The organism is Edaphobacter aggregans DSM 19364, from assembly GCF_000745965.1.
Taxonomy (GTDB): domain Bacteria; phylum Acidobacteriota; class Terriglobia; order Terriglobales; family Acidobacteriaceae; genus Edaphobacter; species Edaphobacter aggregans.
The window spans coordinates 13,012-28,764 of the sequence record NZ_JQKI01000053.1 but is presented as its reverse complement, the minus strand read 5'-3'; the positions used below and the strand labels follow the sequence as shown (position 1 = coordinate 28,764).

At 62.1% G+C, this 15,753-nt stretch carries 18 protein-coding genes; 8 read left to right on the top strand and 10 right to left on the bottom strand.

Features of this window, described 5'->3' with window-relative positions; genetic code table 11:
* Positions 1 to 36 precede the first annotated feature (36 nt).
* A complete protein-coding gene (trpD, locus tag Q363_RS19025) occupies positions 37 to 1,074 on the bottom strand; it encodes an anthranilate phosphoribosyltransferase (protein WP_035353439.1) in 1,038 nt (345 codons plus the stop codon).
* Between the two features lie 180 nt (positions 1,075 to 1,254).
* Between trpD and sucC the strand changes: the two genes are divergently transcribed.
* Both sucC and sucD read left to right on the top strand, forming a co-directional pair.
* Entirely contained in the window at positions 1,255 to 2,433 is a 1,179-nt protein-coding gene (gene sucC / locus Q363_RS19020; RefSeq protein ID WP_035353436.1) for an ADP-forming succinate--CoA ligase subunit beta, read from the top strand.
* Positions 2,433 to 3,308 (top strand): succinate--CoA ligase subunit alpha, encoded by an 876-nt coding sequence (gene sucD / locus Q363_RS19015; protein WP_035353434.1) that lies wholly within the window; start codon positions 2,433 to 2,435, stop codon positions 3,306 to 3,308. Before sucC ends, sucD begins: the two co-directional genes overlap by 1 nt.
* A gap of 2 nt (positions 3,309 to 3,310) precedes the next feature.
* Here sucD and Q363_RS19010 read toward each other — a convergent pair whose 3' ends face one another.
* Entirely contained in the window at positions 3,311 to 3,508 is a 198-nt protein-coding gene (locus Q363_RS19010; protein ID WP_035353433.1) for a hypothetical protein, read from the bottom strand.
* Between the two features lie 59 nt (positions 3,509 to 3,567).
* Between Q363_RS19010 and ndk the strand changes: the two genes are divergently transcribed.
* On the top strand, positions 3,568 to 3,984 hold the full coding sequence (gene ndk / locus Q363_RS19005; protein ID WP_035353431.1) for a nucleoside-diphosphate kinase: 417 nt from the start codon (positions 3,568 to 3,570) through the stop codon (positions 3,982 to 3,984).
* A 61-nt stretch (positions 3,985 to 4,045) separates the two neighbouring features.
* Here ndk and Q363_RS19000 read toward each other — a convergent pair whose 3' ends face one another.
* From Q363_RS19000 to Q363_RS44340, 4 genes are read right to left on the bottom strand one after another with little or no spacing between them, the layout of a single operon-like run.
* Positions 4,046 to 4,510, bottom strand: a complete 465-nt coding sequence (locus Q363_RS19000) for a GNAT family N-acetyltransferase (RefSeq protein ID WP_035353429.1) — start codon at positions 4,508 to 4,510, stop codon at positions 4,046 to 4,048.
* Positions 4,468 to 4,797: an SGNH/GDSL hydrolase family protein gene (locus tag Q363_RS44350; protein ID WP_245632321.1), complete on the bottom strand. Its 330-nt coding sequence runs from the start codon at positions 4,795 to 4,797 to the stop codon at positions 4,468 to 4,470. The genes Q363_RS19000 and Q363_RS44350 overlap by 43 nt, the downstream gene beginning before the upstream one ends.
* A gap of 54 nt (positions 4,798 to 4,851) precedes the next feature.
* On the bottom strand, positions 4,852 to 5,142 hold the full coding sequence (locus Q363_RS44345; protein WP_245632325.1) for an SGNH/GDSL hydrolase family protein: 291 nt from the start codon (positions 5,140 to 5,142) through the stop codon (positions 4,852 to 4,854).
* A 31-nt stretch (positions 5,143 to 5,173) separates the two neighbouring features.
* Positions 5,174 to 5,803 (bottom strand): hypothetical protein, encoded by a 630-nt coding sequence (locus Q363_RS44340; RefSeq protein WP_245632320.1) that lies wholly within the window; start codon positions 5,801 to 5,803, stop codon positions 5,174 to 5,176.
* Between the two features lie 183 nt (positions 5,804 to 5,986).
* Between Q363_RS44340 and Q363_RS18985 the strand changes: the two genes are divergently transcribed.
* From Q363_RS18985 to Q363_RS18970, 4 genes are read left to right on the top strand one after another with little or no spacing between them, the layout of a single operon-like run.
* Positions 5,987 to 7,057, top strand: a complete 1,071-nt coding sequence (locus Q363_RS18985; protein WP_245632319.1) for an aldose epimerase family protein — start codon at positions 5,987 to 5,989, stop codon at positions 7,055 to 7,057.
* 19 nt (positions 7,058 to 7,076) lie between these two features.
* On the top strand, positions 7,077 to 7,790 hold the full coding sequence (locus Q363_RS18980) for a CoA transferase subunit A (protein WP_035353418.1): 714 nt from the start codon (positions 7,077 to 7,079) through the stop codon (positions 7,788 to 7,790).
* Positions 7,787 to 8,443 carry a 3-oxoacid CoA-transferase subunit B gene (locus Q363_RS18975; RefSeq protein ID WP_035353415.1) on the top strand — a complete coding sequence of 219 codons (657 nt, stop codon included), beginning with the start codon at positions 7,787 to 7,789 and terminating at the stop codon, positions 8,441 to 8,443. The genes Q363_RS18980 and Q363_RS18975 overlap by 4 nt, the downstream gene beginning before the upstream one ends.
* A 2-nt stretch (positions 8,444 to 8,445) precedes the next feature.
* A complete protein-coding gene (locus Q363_RS18970; RefSeq protein WP_035353413.1) occupies positions 8,446 to 9,759 on the top strand; it encodes a glycerate kinase type-2 family protein in 1,314 nt (437 codons plus the stop codon).
* A gap of 3 nt (positions 9,760 to 9,762) precedes the next feature.
* Here the strand turns inward: Q363_RS18970 and Q363_RS18965 are convergent, their stop codons facing one another.
* A complete protein-coding gene (locus tag Q363_RS18965; protein ID WP_035353411.1) occupies positions 9,763 to 11,421 on the bottom strand; it encodes an L-lactate permease in 1,659 nt (552 codons plus the stop codon).
* 189 nt (positions 11,422 to 11,610) lie between these two features.
* On the opposite strand from Q363_RS18965, the gene Q363_RS36325 reads away from it, so the two are divergent.
* Positions 11,611 to 12,663 (top strand): glycosyltransferase family 2 protein, encoded by a 1,053-nt coding sequence (locus Q363_RS36325; RefSeq protein WP_051978993.1) that lies wholly within the window; start codon positions 11,611 to 11,613, stop codon positions 12,661 to 12,663.
* Positions 12,664 to 12,674: 11 nt separating this feature from the next.
* Here Q363_RS36325 and Q363_RS18955 read toward each other — a convergent pair whose 3' ends face one another.
* The 3 genes from Q363_RS18955 to Q363_RS18945 form a co-directional block, all read right to left on the bottom strand.
* The gene (locus tag Q363_RS18955) at positions 12,675 to 13,676 is read right to left on the bottom strand and encodes a polysaccharide deacetylase family protein (protein WP_084080532.1); all 1,002 of its coding nucleotides are present in this window, start codon (positions 13,674 to 13,676) and stop codon (positions 12,675 to 12,677) included.
* 65 nt (positions 13,677 to 13,741) lie between these two features.
* Positions 13,742 to 14,980 carry a carboxylate--amine ligase gene (locus Q363_RS18950; RefSeq protein ID WP_035353406.1) on the bottom strand — a complete coding sequence of 413 codons (1,239 nt, stop codon included), beginning with the start codon at positions 14,978 to 14,980 and terminating at the stop codon, positions 13,742 to 13,744.
* Between the two features lie 178 nt (positions 14,981 to 15,158).
* Positions 15,159 to 15,497 (bottom strand): hypothetical protein, encoded by a 339-nt coding sequence (locus tag Q363_RS18945; protein ID WP_157467146.1) that lies wholly within the window; start codon positions 15,495 to 15,497, stop codon positions 15,159 to 15,161.
* Positions 15,498 to 15,753 lie beyond the last annotated feature (256 nt).

Below are 15,753 nucleotides of genomic sequence, written 5' to 3'. Positions count from 1 at the left end.
ATTGTACTCGCCGGTGTGCGATTTGCGCGAAAGCGATCACCGCCTACGCAGGCGATCGAGAAGGTTTGTAACCGCTCCGGTATCGATGGTGCGGGCCGCCAGGCCGACGCCTACAGGGATGGTGGGGGCAAGGTCGGCGGCGACGAGGACGGCCGCGGCGTTGAGCAGGACGACGTCGCGCCGGGGGCCGGGTTCGCCGGAGAAGATCTCGGTGAGGATGGCGGCGTTGGCCTGGGCGTCGCCGCCGAGTAGCGACTCCATGGGGGCACGCGTCAGGCCGGCGTCTTCGGGGGTGATGGTTGAAAGCGTGACGACGCCGTTGTGGACCTCGGCGAGCTGTGTGGGCCCGGAGATGGAGATCTCGTCGAGGCCGCGGGTGGTGCCGTCCGCACCGGGATCTGTTGTCCCGTGGACGACGAAGGCGTGACGCGTGCCCAGCAGAGCCATCGTCTCGGCGACGAGAGGGACGGCGTTCGGCGCGTAGACGCCCATCACCTGTGCTGAGGCTCCGGCGGGATTCGTGAGCGGGCCGAGAAGGTTGAAGACGGTGCGCACGCCGAGCGCCTTGCGGACGGGCATGACGGCCTTCATGGCGGGATGGAGCGACGGCGCGTGAAGGAAGGCGAAGCGGTGGCGGCGGAGCGCATCGGAAGCCTGCTCGGGTGAGAGATCGACGGGGATGCCGAGGGCCTCGAGCACGTCGGCTGAGCCGCACTGCGAGGTGATGGCGCGGTTGCCGTGCTTGGCGACGGAGGCTCCAGCGGCCGCGGCGATGAGGGCTGAAGCGGTGGAGATGTTGAAGGTGCGACTTTCGTCGCCTCCGGTGCCGCAGGTGTCGACGAGGGTCTCGCGCTCGTTGGCGGAGAGCGGGATGGAGGTGACGGCGGAGCGCATGGCGTCGACGAAGCCAGCAACCTCGGCGGGGGTCTCGCCGCGGGCGGCAAGCGCGCCGAGCAGGGCGGCGATCTCAACATCGCTCAGCGCGCCGGCGAGGATCCGCTGCATCAGCTCGTGAGCCTGTTCGCGGGTCAGCGTGGCACGGCCTTCGATGAGGTGTCTGAGATGGAGAGACATCAACGTTAAGGGTAGCAGGACCCGACCGGCGGATGGGCCGCCGCGGCCACAACGGTATTGCGCGCTCTTATCTGATTTTAATAGGAAGTGACGATAACCGCACTGTTGTTCGAGTTTGCATTGCGGGCGGTTACGAGCGTCCGCTACACTTCTTTCGCGGTGGTATTTCAAAGGTAACTAATGAAAATTCACGAGTATCAGGCAAAAGAGATTCTGCGCAAGTATGGTGTGCCGGTTCCAGGCGGCGAGATGGTTCAGACGCTGGAAGAGGCAGACAGGGCCGCCAAGGACCATTTCGATAAGGGCAACGCGGTGGTGGTGGTCAAGGCGCAGATTCATGCCGGTGGCCGTGGCAAGGGTGGCGGCGTCAAGGTGGTGAAGACGCTGGAGGACGCATCGAAGGCGGCGAAGACGATCCTCGGGATGCAGTTGGTGACGCACCAGACGGGGCCACAGGGGCAGAAGGTTCAGCGCCTGCTGATCGAAGAAGGCTCGGCGATCGACCGCGAGCTCTATCTCGGCATCGTGCTCGATCGCGCGGCTGCACGGCTGGTGTTCATGGCGTCGCAGGCGGGCGGCATGGAGATCGAGGAGGTCGCGCACGCGACTCCGGAGAAGATCTACAAGGAGTACATCGACCCGGCGGTTGGGCTGCAGCCGTACCAGGCGAGGAAGCTGGCGTTCAAGCTGGGGCTGAAGCCCACGCAGACTAACGACGCTGTGAAGTTCATGCTCGGGCTGTACAAGGCGTTTGTCGAGACGGACTCGACGCTGATGGAGATCAACCCCTTCATCACGACGAAGGACGACAAGCTGCTGGCGCTGGACTGCAAGATCAACTTCGACGACAACGCGATGTTCCGGCACAAGGATCTGAAGGAACTGCGCGACCTGAGCGAGGAAGATCCGCTGGAGGTCGAGGCGAGCAAGTTTGCGCTGAACTACATCAAGCTCGACGGCAACATCGCCTGCATGGTGAACGGCGCCGGCCTGGCGATGGCCACGATGGACATCATCGAGTACGCCGGCGGCAAGGCGGCGAACTTTCTCGACGTAGGCGGCGGCGCCAACCAAGAGCAGATCGAGAACGCGTTTGGGATTCTGCTGAGCGACAAGAATGTGAAGGCGATCTTCATCAACATCTTCGGCGGCATTCTGCGCGTGGATGTGCTGGCGACGGCGGTGGTCGCGGCGGCGAAGAAGCTGAATGTGCAGCTTCCGATCGTGCTGCGGCTTGAGGGCACGAACGTCGAAGAGGGCAGGAAGATTCTGCAGGAGTCGGGGCTGAAGTTCAGTGTCGGTGCAACGATGAAGGAAGCTGCTGATTTGGCGGTAGCCGCGGCGAAAGGTGGTAAGTAATGGCAGTTCTGGTTGATAAGAATACGCGGCTGATCGTGCAGGGAATCACCGGGCGTGAGGGTACCTTCCACGCGAAGGCGTGCGCCGAGTACGGCACGAAGGTTGTGGGCGGCGTGACGCCGGGCAAGGGCGGGACGACGCATGAGGGCTGGCCGGTCTTCAACACCGTCGAGGAGGCAGTGAAGGAGACGGGCGCGAATGCGACGGTGATCTTTGTGCCACCGCCGTTCGCTGCGGATGGAATTCTTGAGGCGGTCTCGGCCGAGTTGCCGCTGGTGATCTGCATCACCGAGGGCATTCCGGTGCTGGACATGGTCAAGGCTTGGGAGGTTGTGAAGGGGTCGAAGTCGCGGCTGATCGGGCCGAACTGCCCGGGCGTGATCTCGCCGGGCAAGGCGAAGATCGGCATTATGCCGGGCCGAATTCACAAGGAAGGCTCGGTCGGCATCGTGTCGAAGTCGGGCACGCTGACCTACGAGGCGGTGTACCAGCTGACGACGCGCGGGATCGGACAGTCGACGGCGATCGGCATCGGCGGCGACCCGATCATCGGGACCACGCACATCGATGCGCTGAAGCTGCTGAATGAGGATCCGGAGACCGAGGCGATCATCATGATCGGGGAGATCGGCGGCACGGCGGAAGAGGCGGCGGCGAAGTACATCAAGGAGAACGTAAAGAAGCCTGTGGTCGGGTTTATCGCCGGTCAGACGGCTCCTCCGGGACGGCGCATGGGCCACGCGGGCGCGATCATCTCGGGCGGCGAAGGAACGGCCGCGGAGAAGATGAAGGCGATGGAGGCGGCGGGCATCACGGTGGTGAAGTCGCCGGCTGAGATCGGCGAGGCCATGGCTCGGGTGCTGGGAAAGGCGTAAGGCTATCGTTGCTGCCGCCGGTAGAAGAAGCCGGCGGCGAGGAAGACCATCGCCACCAGGAAGGCGAGCTGGGCGTGCTGCATGGAGTGGAGCCGGAGGCTGATGAGGCCATCTACGACCCACGCTGCAAAACCGGCGAACCATATCCATGCGAAGTTCCGCATGGAGGTAGGATGCGTCTGCCCGCGTGAGTGCGCCATGACCCATTCGGGTGCTTGCTTTACACTGAAATCATCAGAAAACAGCAAGGAGAGCTACGTTGTCACAGCGCACATTCAGCATCATCAAGCCGGACGCAGTCAAAAAGGGACACTCCGGCGCCATCCTGGCCGAGATTGAGAAGGCCGGATTCAAGATCGTTTCGATCAAGAAGGTTTCCATCTCGAAGGCGCAGGCTGAGGGCTTCTACTACGTCCACAAGGAGCGTCCGTTCTTCGGCGAACTGACGGAGTTCATGTCGAGCGGGCCGATCTTCCCGATGGTTCTCGAGAAGCAGAACGCGATCGCCGAGCTGCGCAAGCTGATGGGCGCGACCAACCCGGCCCAGGCGGAGGAGGGAACGATCCGCAAGAAGTTCGCGGCTTCGATCGGCGAGAACGCCATCCACGGCTCGGACGCTGAGGATACGGCGGCGTTCGAGATCGGTTACTTTTTCGCAGAATTTGAACTGAAGTAGATATCTGAATACGAGGGCAGCTGCCAGGCGGGTCCGGGCAGCTGCCTTTTTGTTTTTGGCGTTAGAGCAATTTCCGGAAGTGAATACAGCGGTCGACGATCTCGAAGCCTTGGGCCTGATGCGCCTTCAGGGAGTTACGCTCGTCGCTCCAGGTATCGGACGCCATCTCCTTGCATCCGAGGCTGCGGGCCCAGTTCTCTGCTGCTCGCAGCAGGGCACCTCCCATCCCTTTTCTGCGGTGCTGTTCGAGGACGAACCAGCCTTCGACGTAGCCCACAGGCCGGGCTGGATCGCAACCGTCGGCGTGAGAGCGAAGGCCCACTTCCAGAAAGCCTGTGATTCTACCGCCGTCGTCGGGCGCGATAAAGATCGTGGATGGGAGAGTCCCGCACATCTTCGTTTTGAGCAGGTGCTCGATCTCGGCGCGGTGCTCGGCGACAGTAGCATCGGGCCAGAGCAGCGCGCGCAGCGGCGCAAGCCCGCCTACGTCGCTGAGATCGGCTTGCCGGACGGACGGATCAGCCATGTAGCTTTGGACGATCCGCGGTCTCGACGGGTTATTTGGTAAATAGCTTCAGATCGATGGAGTCGCCCATCGTCTTGTAGCCGGCGTCGCCGGGGTTGAAGGTGGTCGCCGCCATCGGCCGAGGAAGAGAAGACGGCCGGATTCGCGGGGTCCTGTGTGGCTTTGTCGAAGTCGATGAAGCCGTCGAGGACGTTGGTGGTGCGGATCCAGTGGTTGACAGCCTGGCGCATCGCCTCTCCGGAGGGTGAAGCGTATTTGGCGCCCACGTAAGGCGTCAGCGTCGCCATATACCTTGATGCCGTGCGTGTGGGCGCGGGTGGCGAGTTGGCTGAGGCCGGCGATCAGGTCATCCGCCGAGACGACGTCGTAAGGCTTGACCGGGTCCTGCGCGTGGCCGATGTCATTAATGCTCTCGAGGATGATGAGGTACTTGACGCCTGCCTGTGCGAGGACGTCGCGGTCAAACCGCGCCAGGCGCTCGGACCTGTTACGTCGTGAAGGACGCGGTTTCCTCCGATGCCTTCATTGAGCACGGCGAGGTTGCGGAGCTTCTTGTCCGCCTGCAGGCGGCTGGCTAGCACGTCGGGCCAGCGATGGTTGGCATCGCGAGTGCTGCGCGCGCCATCGGTGATGCTGTCGCCGAACGTGACGATGGCCGAGCTCTTATCGTCGGCGCGGACGTCGATGCCTTTGAGGAAGGGCCAGTTGGTGATCTCTGTGGGCGAGGCGAAGGACTTCGCTCCGGCGACGTTGCCCGGAGCGGTGTAGCTGGTCTGGTTGGCAAAGCTGTGATGGGTGACCTGCTGGAGGGGCTGTGTGGGGACGAAGATGCTGACCGCAACGTCTGACAGCGGGGGCAGCTTCAGGGCGGCCGGGTCGCTGACGATGAGCGCGCCCGGGGGGATGGTGAGGTGGTGTGTCCGCCGAAGGTGAGGGCCGGGCGGTGGTCGCGTCGATCTCGCTGCCGGTGGTACGCAGGGCGATGAAGGCGGAGCTGACGGTCAGGGAGTCCAGGCCGAACTCGTTGGTGAGGATGACGCGGGCCGAGTCGCCGCCGAGCGAGATGTGGACGATCTCGCGATAGGTCGTGTCGGAGGCGCCGTATTTCCCTTCGGGATTGGGCAAAGCCACCGGCGAAGTCGCCCAGTTGCCGACCCAGTGATCGGGAGGCGCGGCAACGGCGGCGGATGGAGCGAGGGCAGTGATGCAGAGGAGCACGACGGCGAGGAGGAGAGCGGGCTTCTGCGCTGAATCATGAGCTTCCTTTGGGGATGGATTGAAGCGACGATCCATCTTATCGTCTGTTTGACTGACCAGTTCGTTTGGCGGTCACTGGAGTGTGCAGTATAGTGACGGAGTTGCACCGGAACGCGAAAAATGGAGTCGCTGACGGAAGGCTCTATGGGACCTGTTTGGAATATGAGAAAGCTAGAGGGACGCATGACGACGCGATGGCTAAGGATTATGCTGCTTAGCATGACAACCGCGATGGCTGCACATGGTTCAGTAACGAAGGCATCGTTCGGCACCATGCCGGACGGTACGTCAGTGGATGTCTACACCCTGAAGAGCGATGCAGTGACGGCGCGGATTACAACCTATGGAGCGCGCCTCGTCTCTGTGAAGACGGCGGACCGGAATGGAAAGATGTCCAATGTCGTGCTGGGGTATGACTCGGTGAAGGGATACCTGGACGATCCGAAGCCGCACTTTGGGGCGATCGTCGGGCGTTACGGCAACCGCATTGCACTAGGGAAGTTCACGCTTGAAGGCAAGACCTACCACGTGCCGGTCAACAATGGCCCGAACTCTCTTCACGGCGGCACGGCAGGATTCGACACGAAGGTATGGAAGGCCCGCGAGGTGGCCGAGGGTGTAGAGCTCACGCTTGTCAGCCCGGACGGCGATATGGGATATCCGGGCACACTTACAGTGCACGTGCGTTACACGCTGCATCACAATGCGCTGCGGATCGACTACAGCTCATCGACTGACAAGCCTACGGTGGTCAACCTGACGAACCATGCCTACTTCAACCTCGGGGGCGAGGGAGCGGGGCCGATTCTGAACGAAGAGATCATGATTGCCGCGGACAAGTACACTCCGGTGGATTCCGGGTTGATTCCGACGGGAGTGCTGGCGCCGGTGGAGGGAACTCCGATGGACTTCCGCAAGTCCACCGTGATCGGCAAGCGCATCAACGACAACTTCGAGCAGCTGAAGATCGCCGGCGGCTACGACCACAACTGGGTGCTGCGCGGGGCCAGTGGAGAGCTGAAGACAGCGGCGCGTGTCTACGACGCGGCGACCGGCCGCGTTCTGACGGTGACGACGACGGAACCGGGAGTGCAGTTCTACACAGGCAACTCTCTGGACGGCAGCTCGAAAGGGCCTGGCGGATGGGCGTACGTCAAGAATGCGGGCCTGTGCCTGGAGACGCAGCACTTTCCTGACTCCCCGAATCATCCGTCGTTCCCGAGCACGGAGCTGAAGCCAGGCGAGACGCGGCACAGCATGACGACGTTTACCTTCTCGACGCAGAAGTAGGTCGCAAGGATAGAGAAGCATGAACAAGGTGGTCTCGTCAGCAGATGCGGCGGTCGCGGACATTGCGCCCAGTTCGACGATCATGCTCGGGGGCTTCGGGTTGTGCGGCATCCCGGAGAACCTGATCGCGGCGCTGGTGAAGCGTCGCATCACCGGGCTGAATACGATCAGCAACAACATGGGCGTGGATGGCTTCGGCATGGGGCTGATGCTTGAGGCAGGCATGATCGCCTCGCACATCGGCAGCTACGTGGGGGAGAACCGAAGGCTCGAACAGCTTGTGCTGAAGGGCGAGCTGGACCTGACGCTGATCCCCCAAGGCACGCTGGCGGAGAGGATTCGCGCCGGCGGCGCGGGGATTCCCGCGTTTTACGTGCCGACGGGGCTGGGAACGATTGTGGCTGAGGGCAAGGAGACGCGGCAGATCGGCGACCGGACCTATGTGCTCGAGACAGCACTGCGTGCCGACGTTGCGCTGGTGAAGGCGTGGAAGGGCGACCGGCTCGGCAATCTGGTGTATCGGAAGACGGCGCGGAACTTCAACCCGGCGATGGCGACGGCCGCGACGATGACGATCGCTGAGGTGGAAGAGCTTTTTGAGCCGGGAGAGCTGGACCCGGACCACATCGTGACACCGGGGATCTACGTGAAGCGTGTCGTTGTGGGCGAGCGCTATCTGAAGCCGATCGAGTCGAGATTTATCAAGGCGCAGCAGGCAGGAGGCACGGCATGAACGGCAAGGAGAGGATCGCGCGAAGGATCGCGAAAGAGGTCAGCGACGGCTTCTATGTCAACCTCGGAATCGGTCTGCCTACGATGATCGCCTCGTATCTGCCGGCGGGAGTGGATGTCATCTTTCAGTCGGAGAATGGGATGCTCGGCGTCGGTCCTCCACCGTCTGAGGAGCAGGCCGATCCTGATCTGATCAACGCAGGTAAGCAGCCGGTGACAGAGCTTCCGGGATGTTCGTACTTCGCCAGCGATGAGTCGTTCGCGATGATTCGCGGCGGCCACATGGATATGAGTGTGCTCGGCGCCATGCAGGTGGATGAAGAAGGCAACCTGGCGAACTGGACGATCCCTGGCAAGATGGTGAAGGGCATGGGCGGCGCAATGGATCTGGTGGCGGGAGCGCGACGCGTGATCGTCGCAATGGAGCACCAGACGAAAGATGGCGAGTCGCGGATTCTGAAGCGCTGCACGCTGCCCTTGACCGGAACGCATGTTGTGCACGACATCGTGACGGAGCTGGGCTGGATCAAGGTGACGCGCGAGGGGCTGGTCCTGACGGAGGTGGCCGAGGGGGTCAGAGCGGCTGAGGTGCAGGCCCGGACCGAGGCGAGATTGTCCGTCTCGCCAGATCTCAAGACGATGGCGGTCACGTAGTAATGGGAATCGCGCGCGAAGACGCGATCGATATCTTCGCCTATGCCCTGAAAGCCTCGCGCGTCGAGTTGGCAATCGAGAGCCGCATACGGTTCGACGGCGAGTCGATGGAGGTCGACGGACATCGCTATGCGCTTCGCCAGTTCGAACGCTGTGTTCTGATCGCGCTTGGCAAGGCAGCCTCGACGATGACTCTAGCCTTTCTGCGCCAAGCGGGAAAGGCTGCGGAGCGATTTGAGGGCGTCGTCGTTGCGCCGGAGCCGTTCGACGCGCCATCGTGGAGACTCCAGGTCTTTCACGGAGGGCATCCCAGTCCGAACATAGGATCGGTGCAGGCGGCCGAGGCGATCCTACGAATCCTGGCAAAACTCACTGAGCGGGACCTCGTCGTCTTCCTGATCAGCGGTGGAGGATCGTCGCTGGTGGAGCAGTTTCTCGACATCGGCACACCGCTCGAGGTCATTGCAGCAACTCACAAGGCGCTGGTGGAGAGCGGTGCGCCGATTGCCGCCATCAATGCCGTTCGGAAGCATCTGTCGGCCGTGAAGGGAGGAAGACTCGCGGCCGCAGCGGCACCGGCGGAGCAGCTGACGATCCTTGTCTCGGATGTTCCCCCGGGAGAGCTGGACGCGCTCTCCTCCGGACCGACGATGCCTGATCGCAGCACAGCGGACGATGTCTATCGCATCGCAGAGGAGTACGGGTTGGTGCAGCGATTACCCGCCACAGTTGCGGCGCATCTGAAGGCGCGCTCGCTGCGAGAGACGCCGAAGCCCGGAGAGACGGTTTTTGCGCGGTCGCGCTGGTCGGTGCTGCTGGATAGCTCGACGCTGGGGGCGGCGGCGGCAAGGCGAGCGGCTGAACTGGGCTGGCATGTGGTGACGGACGACACGTGCGATGACTGGAGCGCGAACCGCGCGGCGGAGTACCTGGTTGATCGCGTACAGGCGCTCCGGCGAGTGCATTCGAAGGTGTGCCTGCTCTCGGCGGGTGAAGTGACGGTTGCTGTGCCGAGTTCCGCGACAGGCAAAGGCGGACGCAATCAACAGTTCGCGCTCTTGGCGTGTGAATTGATTGCGGGACATCCCATCACGGTTCTGAGCGCGGGCAGCGATGGCGTCGACGGGAACAGTCCTGCCGCAGGCGGAATAGTCGATGGCGAGACACTGGCTCGGGCGGCGCGCGAGGGGTACAGGGTCGACAGGGCGCTGGCAGCCTTCGACAGTCATTCTCTATTCGTATTGCTGGGGGATGCGATTACAACAGGGCGCACGGGAAACAACCTTCGCGATCTCCGCATGCTGCTCGCGCCGTAGCGTCTAGCGAAGTGCAAGCCGCGTGAGCCAGGGCACGTAGGCAAGCAGAGATACGAGCAGCCCCATCAGGCAGGCGAGCGCGAGGCTGTATATCAGTACAAGACGAAGCAGCGTGCCTTCGCGGCCGTAGTTGTTGGTGGCAGTCGTGGCGACGACGAGACTCTGCGGAGCGATCATCTTGCCCATCACGCCGCCGGCGGAGTTGGCCGAGGTCATCAGGTAGGGCGAGATGCCCAGTTGCTGCGCCGTCAAGCTCTGCAGACTTCCGAAGAGGACGTTCGATGAGGTGTCGGATCCGGTAGAAGCGGTGCCAAGCCATCCGATCAGCGTGCCGAAGAAGGGGTAGAAGACTCCGGTGCGCGCGAAGGCGAGCCCGAGGGTCGCGTCCATGCCGGAGTAGCGAGTGACGAAGCCAATGGCCATCAAGGCTGCGATGGTGACAAAGGTGAAGCGCATGCTGACGAAGGTTTCGCCTAAGACCTTCAGGATGACTCCCGGCCGAAGACCCATGGCGAACCCGGCGATCAGCGCGGCAACGAAGATCCCTGTTCCCGTAGCCGATAGCCAGTTGAAGTTGAAGAGAGCGGGCTCGGAGACAGGAGCGGGAACGGCAGGCGGCATGCGCAGCACCGTCTGATGGAGGCCGGGGACGGGGATTCGCAGGACATGAATGGAATCGAGGGCTCGCGAGAATGGTGGGATGCCCCAGAGAATGATGCAGCCTGTAAGGATCATCCACGGCAGTGCCACGCGAATAAAGACACCTCTGTTCCTCGTGACGGAATCGGCACGCCGCGGGACATCTTCGAGCGCCGCATTGAGGATGCGCTTCGGCTTCCAGACGCGAAAGAACGCGAGCAGAACCACGATGGTGAGGCCCGAGGAGAGGATGTCGACCAGCCAGGGGCCGTGAAGTGTGGCAACTGCCAGCAGAGTCAGGCCGTATGTCGCACCAGCAACCAGAATGGCTGGCCAGACCTCGAGCATCGCGGCGAAGCCCGCATAGGCCCACACCAGCCAGAAAGGAATCAGCAGGCAGAATGGGGCGATCATGCGGGCGATGACGCGCGAGAGCAGCAGCGTATCAAGTCCGGTAATGCCGTGCAGCGCAACAATGGGGATGCCGAGTCCTCCGAAGGCCACAGGTGCCGTGTTGGCGAGCAGGGAAAGCGCCGCCGCCTGCAACGGCCGGAATCCGAGGCCGATGAGGATGGTTCCGCAGACGGCGACCGGCGTTCCGAAGCCGGCCGAGCCCTCAAAGAACGCTCCGAAGGCAAACGCGATCAGCAGCAGCTGCAGCCGGCTGTCCTTGGTGATGCCGATGATGCTCTCCTGCAGCAGCGCGAATCGGCCTGAGCGGTGTGTGAGCTGGTAGAGAAACAGTACGGGGAAGACGATCCAGGATATGGGAAAGAGGCCGTAGGCTGCGCCGTAACCTGCGGCGAGAAGCTCAAGCCGGAGGGGCATGTGAAAGACAGCGAATGCAACCAGCAGCGCCGTGCCGAGTCCGGCGAGCGCAGCAAGGTGTCCCTTGATGCGGAGGCCTGCCATGGAGACCAACAGAACGGCCAGCGGCAGCGCCGCCCAAGCCGCGGAGATCAGCCAATGATGCGCGGGGTCGTAGCTCTGCGGCCATGTCTCCCTCTGCGATCGCAGAAGCATGGCAGTTGCGGCGAGACTACGGGAACCCGCTCCCAGGCTGAAAAATGCGGCTACGATCTGTATCCTCGCATCAAGAGAGTGATGCCCAGTATGGGTGATGGCTCGAGCGTCTGTAAATACCTGGAATGAGAAGTAGCGCTGCTTTTAACGAGACAGCCGGAGGGGCAATGAGAGCATCTGAGGAGACGAATGAGTAATTCACACGCATGGCGGCCCGGTGATGGAGGCACGGCTCCTCTCGTCCTCGTCGTCCTGCTGAACTGGAACAGCCTGGAGGAGACGCGGACGGCGGTCGCATCCGTTCTCCGCATGGACTATCCGAACTTCCGTGTCCTGATCGTCGATAACGGATCGCAGGACGGCTCGCCGGGCGAGTTGAGAAAGCTAGCCAGCGAGCGAGTGGAGCTGCTGGAATCGCCGGTCAACACGGGCTATACGGGAGGCTGCAACCTGGGGTTGGAGCGGGCGCTCGCCATCCGTGCCGACTATGTGTGGCTGCTAAACAACGATGCGGTGGTGACGCCGGAGACGCTCTCCTCTCTCGTCGCAATGGCGCAGGCTGACGAGCGCATCGGGCTGGTGACGCCGAGGATCGGCGCACTGGATGAAGACAGGATCACCTTCGCCGGGGGCATCATCTCGATGAAGGATGCGCTCTACAACGAGACCCATGATCCTGCAGTCGCCGCGGAGTGGGCAGAGCGTTATCCCGACGCCGGCCTCGTCATCGGCACTGCCATGCTGGTACGTGCAGAGCTGGTGCGAACGATCGGCCTGCTGGACACGGCGTTCTTCGCATACTTTGAGGACATCGACTACTCGGCGCGGAGTGCCGCCGCTGGCTTCCGCAACGTCGTCGATCCCAACACGGTCGTGCGGCACCTGGAGAAGAACCGCAACACCAGGCCGCTTGAGATTCGCCCGCACTACTGGTATTACATGGCGCGGAACGAGAGCCGTTTCTGGAGAAAGCATCTCGGATTGGCCGGAAGCCTCAAGCTCGCATGGCACAGCTTCAATGGATTTCTGCGCCACTGGAATCGCCTGTCGAGCCGGCAGGAGAGCAGGGAAGCGATCCTTGCCGGCCTATGGGATGGGTGGAGAGGCCGCGGCGGCCCGTACCATCCCGGCGCCCGTATGCCGATGCTGCCCGCGGCGATGGTCAAGCTCTACAGCAGGCGGCGAGCCTTGCAACCGCCCAGCGGCTACACGGAGAGCGGCGAGGCTCTCTCGAAGGCATAGCGAAGCCGTACCTAGTACGGAAGCCTTCCGAACCTCGACAGGAACACGGTCTCGGCCCGAAACAGCAGGTCGTCACGGCTCGTTGCCATTCGCAGCAGATTGGTCGGCTGCATGTGGGAAGGGGTATTGACGCCGCCATAGAACGAGAAACACATCTTGTACCCGAGCGAGCGCGCGATCTGCTCGGTGGTCTCGTCGAAGGCTCCGCGGATCCCCACCGGATACGCAAGACTGCGAACCTCTCCGCCGATGTTTGCTTCGATATTCTTCCTGGACTCTGCGAGCTCCCATTTCTGCGTTTGTGGCGGCATCTGGCCCAGGATGCCGTGCGTCTGCGTGTGCGACCCGATGGTCATGCCGGCATCTCGCATCTCGCGAGCCTCCTCCCAGGTGATGAAGCGCCGCCCTACCGGAGGGAGCTCGCAGCGGGCCTGCTCGCGCAGCTCAGCCAGGAGCCTGTCGCCGCGGGTGTTGTCAGCGCGCTTATAGTGGCGAAGCACGGCGCGTATCGCAGGTTCGCGATCCCGATCCAGCGTTACGGTCAGCGGCGCAGGAATTGTAAGCGTAATGTGCGGATGCGGGCTGTTGCGAACAAGATAAGCGATCTCATCCCACCAGGGAATCGTACGGGTACCGACGTACTCCGGAACCAGGAAGAAAGCGGCAGTGCAGTCATTCGCCTTCAACACCTGGAAGGACGTCACGTAGTCGTTGCGATAGCCGTCATCGAAGGTAATCGCGACATGCATCCGCCTCAACGGAGTCCTGCCTGAGACGAGATCCTCCAGCTCTTCGCCCGAGACGACAGGGAAGTACCGCTTGAAATACTTCAACTGCCGATCGAATGCATCGGCCGTCGCACTGAAGACATCACGGTCGAAGCGCGTGGAGACCGGATCTCCAACGCGATGATGATTCACGACGAGGATTCCAGGCTTGGAGTGGAACATCTCCAGGGCGCGCAGGACCCCCAGGCTCCGCATCGTCGTTGCAGCTAGTCTTCTCTTCGACATTGATCGACATTTCTCCCAGTTGCGCTTGCAGGTTTAGATGTCACAAACGGCATGCGCGAAGGAGCTTATTCAAGCTGCTTTCGCAGACCGATTGAGCGAAGGACCGTTCCGCCCGCGACGCGAGCACAACCCTTAAGAGTGGTTGCGGTAGGGCGCCAGTCATGCAGGTCAAAATCAAAGAAGGCGAGTGGCCCACGGTAGGTTTCGCGGATCTGCTTCCACGTCAGGATGCCGCGCTCGACATAACGGGGAAGGGCAGGGATGTCGCGTCGCAGGACGATGTGGCGGAAGCCAAGGCGCGTCGGTTCAACCGGTTCCACGGACTGTCCAATGAGGTCGAGATAGTGCAGCCAACCGATGTCCACACCGGCGTGGACAGCGGCGTCGGCGGTCACACTGTAGCGAGGATTCGCCTCGATGAGCCGCACGATTCCGTCGCGCGTGTCGCGCTTCACCTCGATCTCGCAGATGCCGACATACCCGATTCCTCGGAGAAAGTTGTCGCACAGCGTAGCTATCTCCTGGTCGATGACAGGTTCCACGATCGATCCGCTTCCGAAGAGAACCGGATGAGCGCGCAGCTCGTGGACGACTGTGTGACCCAGCCTGCGGCCGCCTGCGCCATAGACCGAGAGGTAGCAATATTTGTCGTCGTCGCCCCCTGCGATGATCTCCTGCGCCACGACCTCGGGACGGTACGGCTCGGTAAGAGCGTAATCGGCCAGCATCTGCTCGGCGGTGTCTGCGGTCGTCAGCTTCAGACCGCGCAGCCGGTTTCCCTCCGGTAGTGCGTCCCACTCCCTCTGGTGGCGCGGCTTGATGAGGCAGGGAAACCGAGCATCGCTGGCGAAGCGCTCCAGGTCGGCACGAGACTGGATGTAAGCGGTACGCGGAATCGGCAGACCGTGCTGTGCTGCGAGCGCATATTGCTGCTCTTTCGTTGCCAGCGCAGCCTGCACGGCAATCGAGTCCAGCGAGAAGAGGTAATGCGACTTCAGGGCCTCCACATGCGTGCCCAGCGCGGAGACGAAGATATCGGCCGCGGGAATGATGACAGGCCTCCCGCCCAGCTTGCCGGCAAGGTCGATCATGAACGCAATCCACTCCTCCGGATGCGTATCGGGATTCGGACACAGGTACGACTTGCCGTAGGAGGAGCGGAACCCTTCATGAGTGCCGTCGCAGTCTACTCCGACCGTACGCACGCCACGGCGCAGAAGGTCGCGCATCAGATTCAGGCCCGTCTGGAATACGCTGGCGACAACTACAGGCGGCCAGGCGCCTTCGGCGCGGAGGGGTGTCACGTGATGATGTCTCCCTGGGAACAACGTCGCAATACGTGTTGCCGGTCGATCGTGCTGGCCTTATTGGCTTTGCTACCAACAGAATACCAGCGAGCCTTCCAAGGAAAAATGGGATGGCGGATGACATCTATGAATTTGTTATCAGATGTCCAGGCTCTGCCTCAGCTGGGCCGGACAGCTATTGGGCCTTTGACCGCTCTTTGATGCTCTTGGCCAGGCGCTCCACCTCTTGCGCCTTTTTGACCACGGATACGGAGAGTGTGTCCTTGTTGCTCTTGGCCACCTCCGCCTTCAGCTCCTGGGTCAGCTGGTAAAGCTTTTCAGTATCGGCCAGTAGGTCCGCCCGCCTCTGCTCAGCAGGGGTCAAGGGAGCGCTCTTCTGCTGTGCCTGCTGAGGGGTTGTGTCCTTCGGATTCGTGCCTCCGTTTTTCTGAGCCCAGACGAAGGCAGCGAGCCCCAGCGTCAGCCATAGAACCAGTAAGTTGCGGTTACTTTGGAATCGGCCCAACACCATCATCTCCACTCCCCACCTTCCTCTGTCGCTTCAACAGATTATCCTCAACCTGTCCGGCTCCTACAATTCTATCTCCGCCGAAAATCGTTTGCCGACAGAGAGGTGATCAGATTCAGAGTGTTACGGAGCCGGACGAGATGGCGCAGGGGTACGCGGGGCGGCTGCCGTTTTGCTTCGATGCGACAGCAGGCAAAGGGCTTCCGTTAGGGAGATGGGAAGACGGCGCGCTACTTCGTGGACGGATTCGAAGGGCCGGCAA

Bases quoted from the DNA above. Each gene is read 5' to 3' on its own strand.
- trpD (WP_035353439.1), bottom strand. From the start codon at position 1,074: ATGTCTCTCCATCTCAGACACCTCATCGAAGGCCGTGCCACGCTGACC.
- sucC (WP_035353436.1), top strand. From the start codon at position 1,255: ATGAAAATTCACGAGTATCAGGCAAAAGAGATTCTGCGCAAGTATGGT.
- sucD (WP_035353434.1), top strand. From the start codon at position 2,433: ATGGCAGTTCTGGTTGATAAGAATACGCGGCTGATCGTGCAGGGAATC.
- Q363_RS19010 (WP_035353433.1), bottom strand. From the start codon at position 3,508: ATGGCGCACTCACGCGGGCAGACGCATCCTACCTCCATGCGGAACTTC.
- Q363_RS19000 (WP_035353429.1), bottom strand. From the start codon at position 4,510: ATGGCTGATCCGTCCGTCCGGCAAGCCGATCTCAGCGACGTAGGCGGG.
- Q363_RS44350 (WP_245632321.1), bottom strand. From the start codon at position 4,797: ATGGCGACGCTGACGCCTTACGTGGGCGCCAAATACGCTTCACCCTCC.
- Q363_RS44340 (WP_245632320.1), bottom strand. From the start codon at position 5,803: ATGGATCGTCGCTTCAATCCATCCCCAAAGGAAGCTCATGATTCAGCG.
- Q363_RS18985 (WP_245632319.1), top strand. From the start codon at position 5,987: ATGACAACCGCGATGGCTGCACATGGTTCAGTAACGAAGGCATCGTTC.
- Q363_RS18980 (WP_035353418.1), top strand. From the start codon at position 7,077: ATGAACAAGGTGGTCTCGTCAGCAGATGCGGCGGTCGCGGACATTGCG.
- Q363_RS18975 (WP_035353415.1), top strand. From the start codon at position 7,787: ATGAACGGCAAGGAGAGGATCGCGCGAAGGATCGCGAAAGAGGTCAGC.
- Q363_RS18970 (WP_035353413.1), top strand. From the start codon at position 8,446: ATGGGAATCGCGCGCGAAGACGCGATCGATATCTTCGCCTATGCCCTG.
- Q363_RS18965 (WP_035353411.1), bottom strand. From the start codon at position 11,421: ATGCTTCTGCGATCGCAGAGGGAGACATGGCCGCAGAGCTACGACCCC.
- Q363_RS36325 (WP_051978993.1), top strand. From the start codon at position 11,611: ATGAGTAATTCACACGCATGGCGGCCCGGTGATGGAGGCACGGCTCCT.
- Q363_RS18955 (WP_084080532.1), bottom strand. From the start codon at position 13,676: ATGTCGAAGAGAAGACTAGCTGCAACGACGATGCGGAGCCTGGGGGTC.
- Q363_RS18945 (WP_157467146.1), bottom strand. From the start codon at position 15,497: ATGATGGTGTTGGGCCGATTCCAAAGTAACCGCAACTTACTGGTTCTA.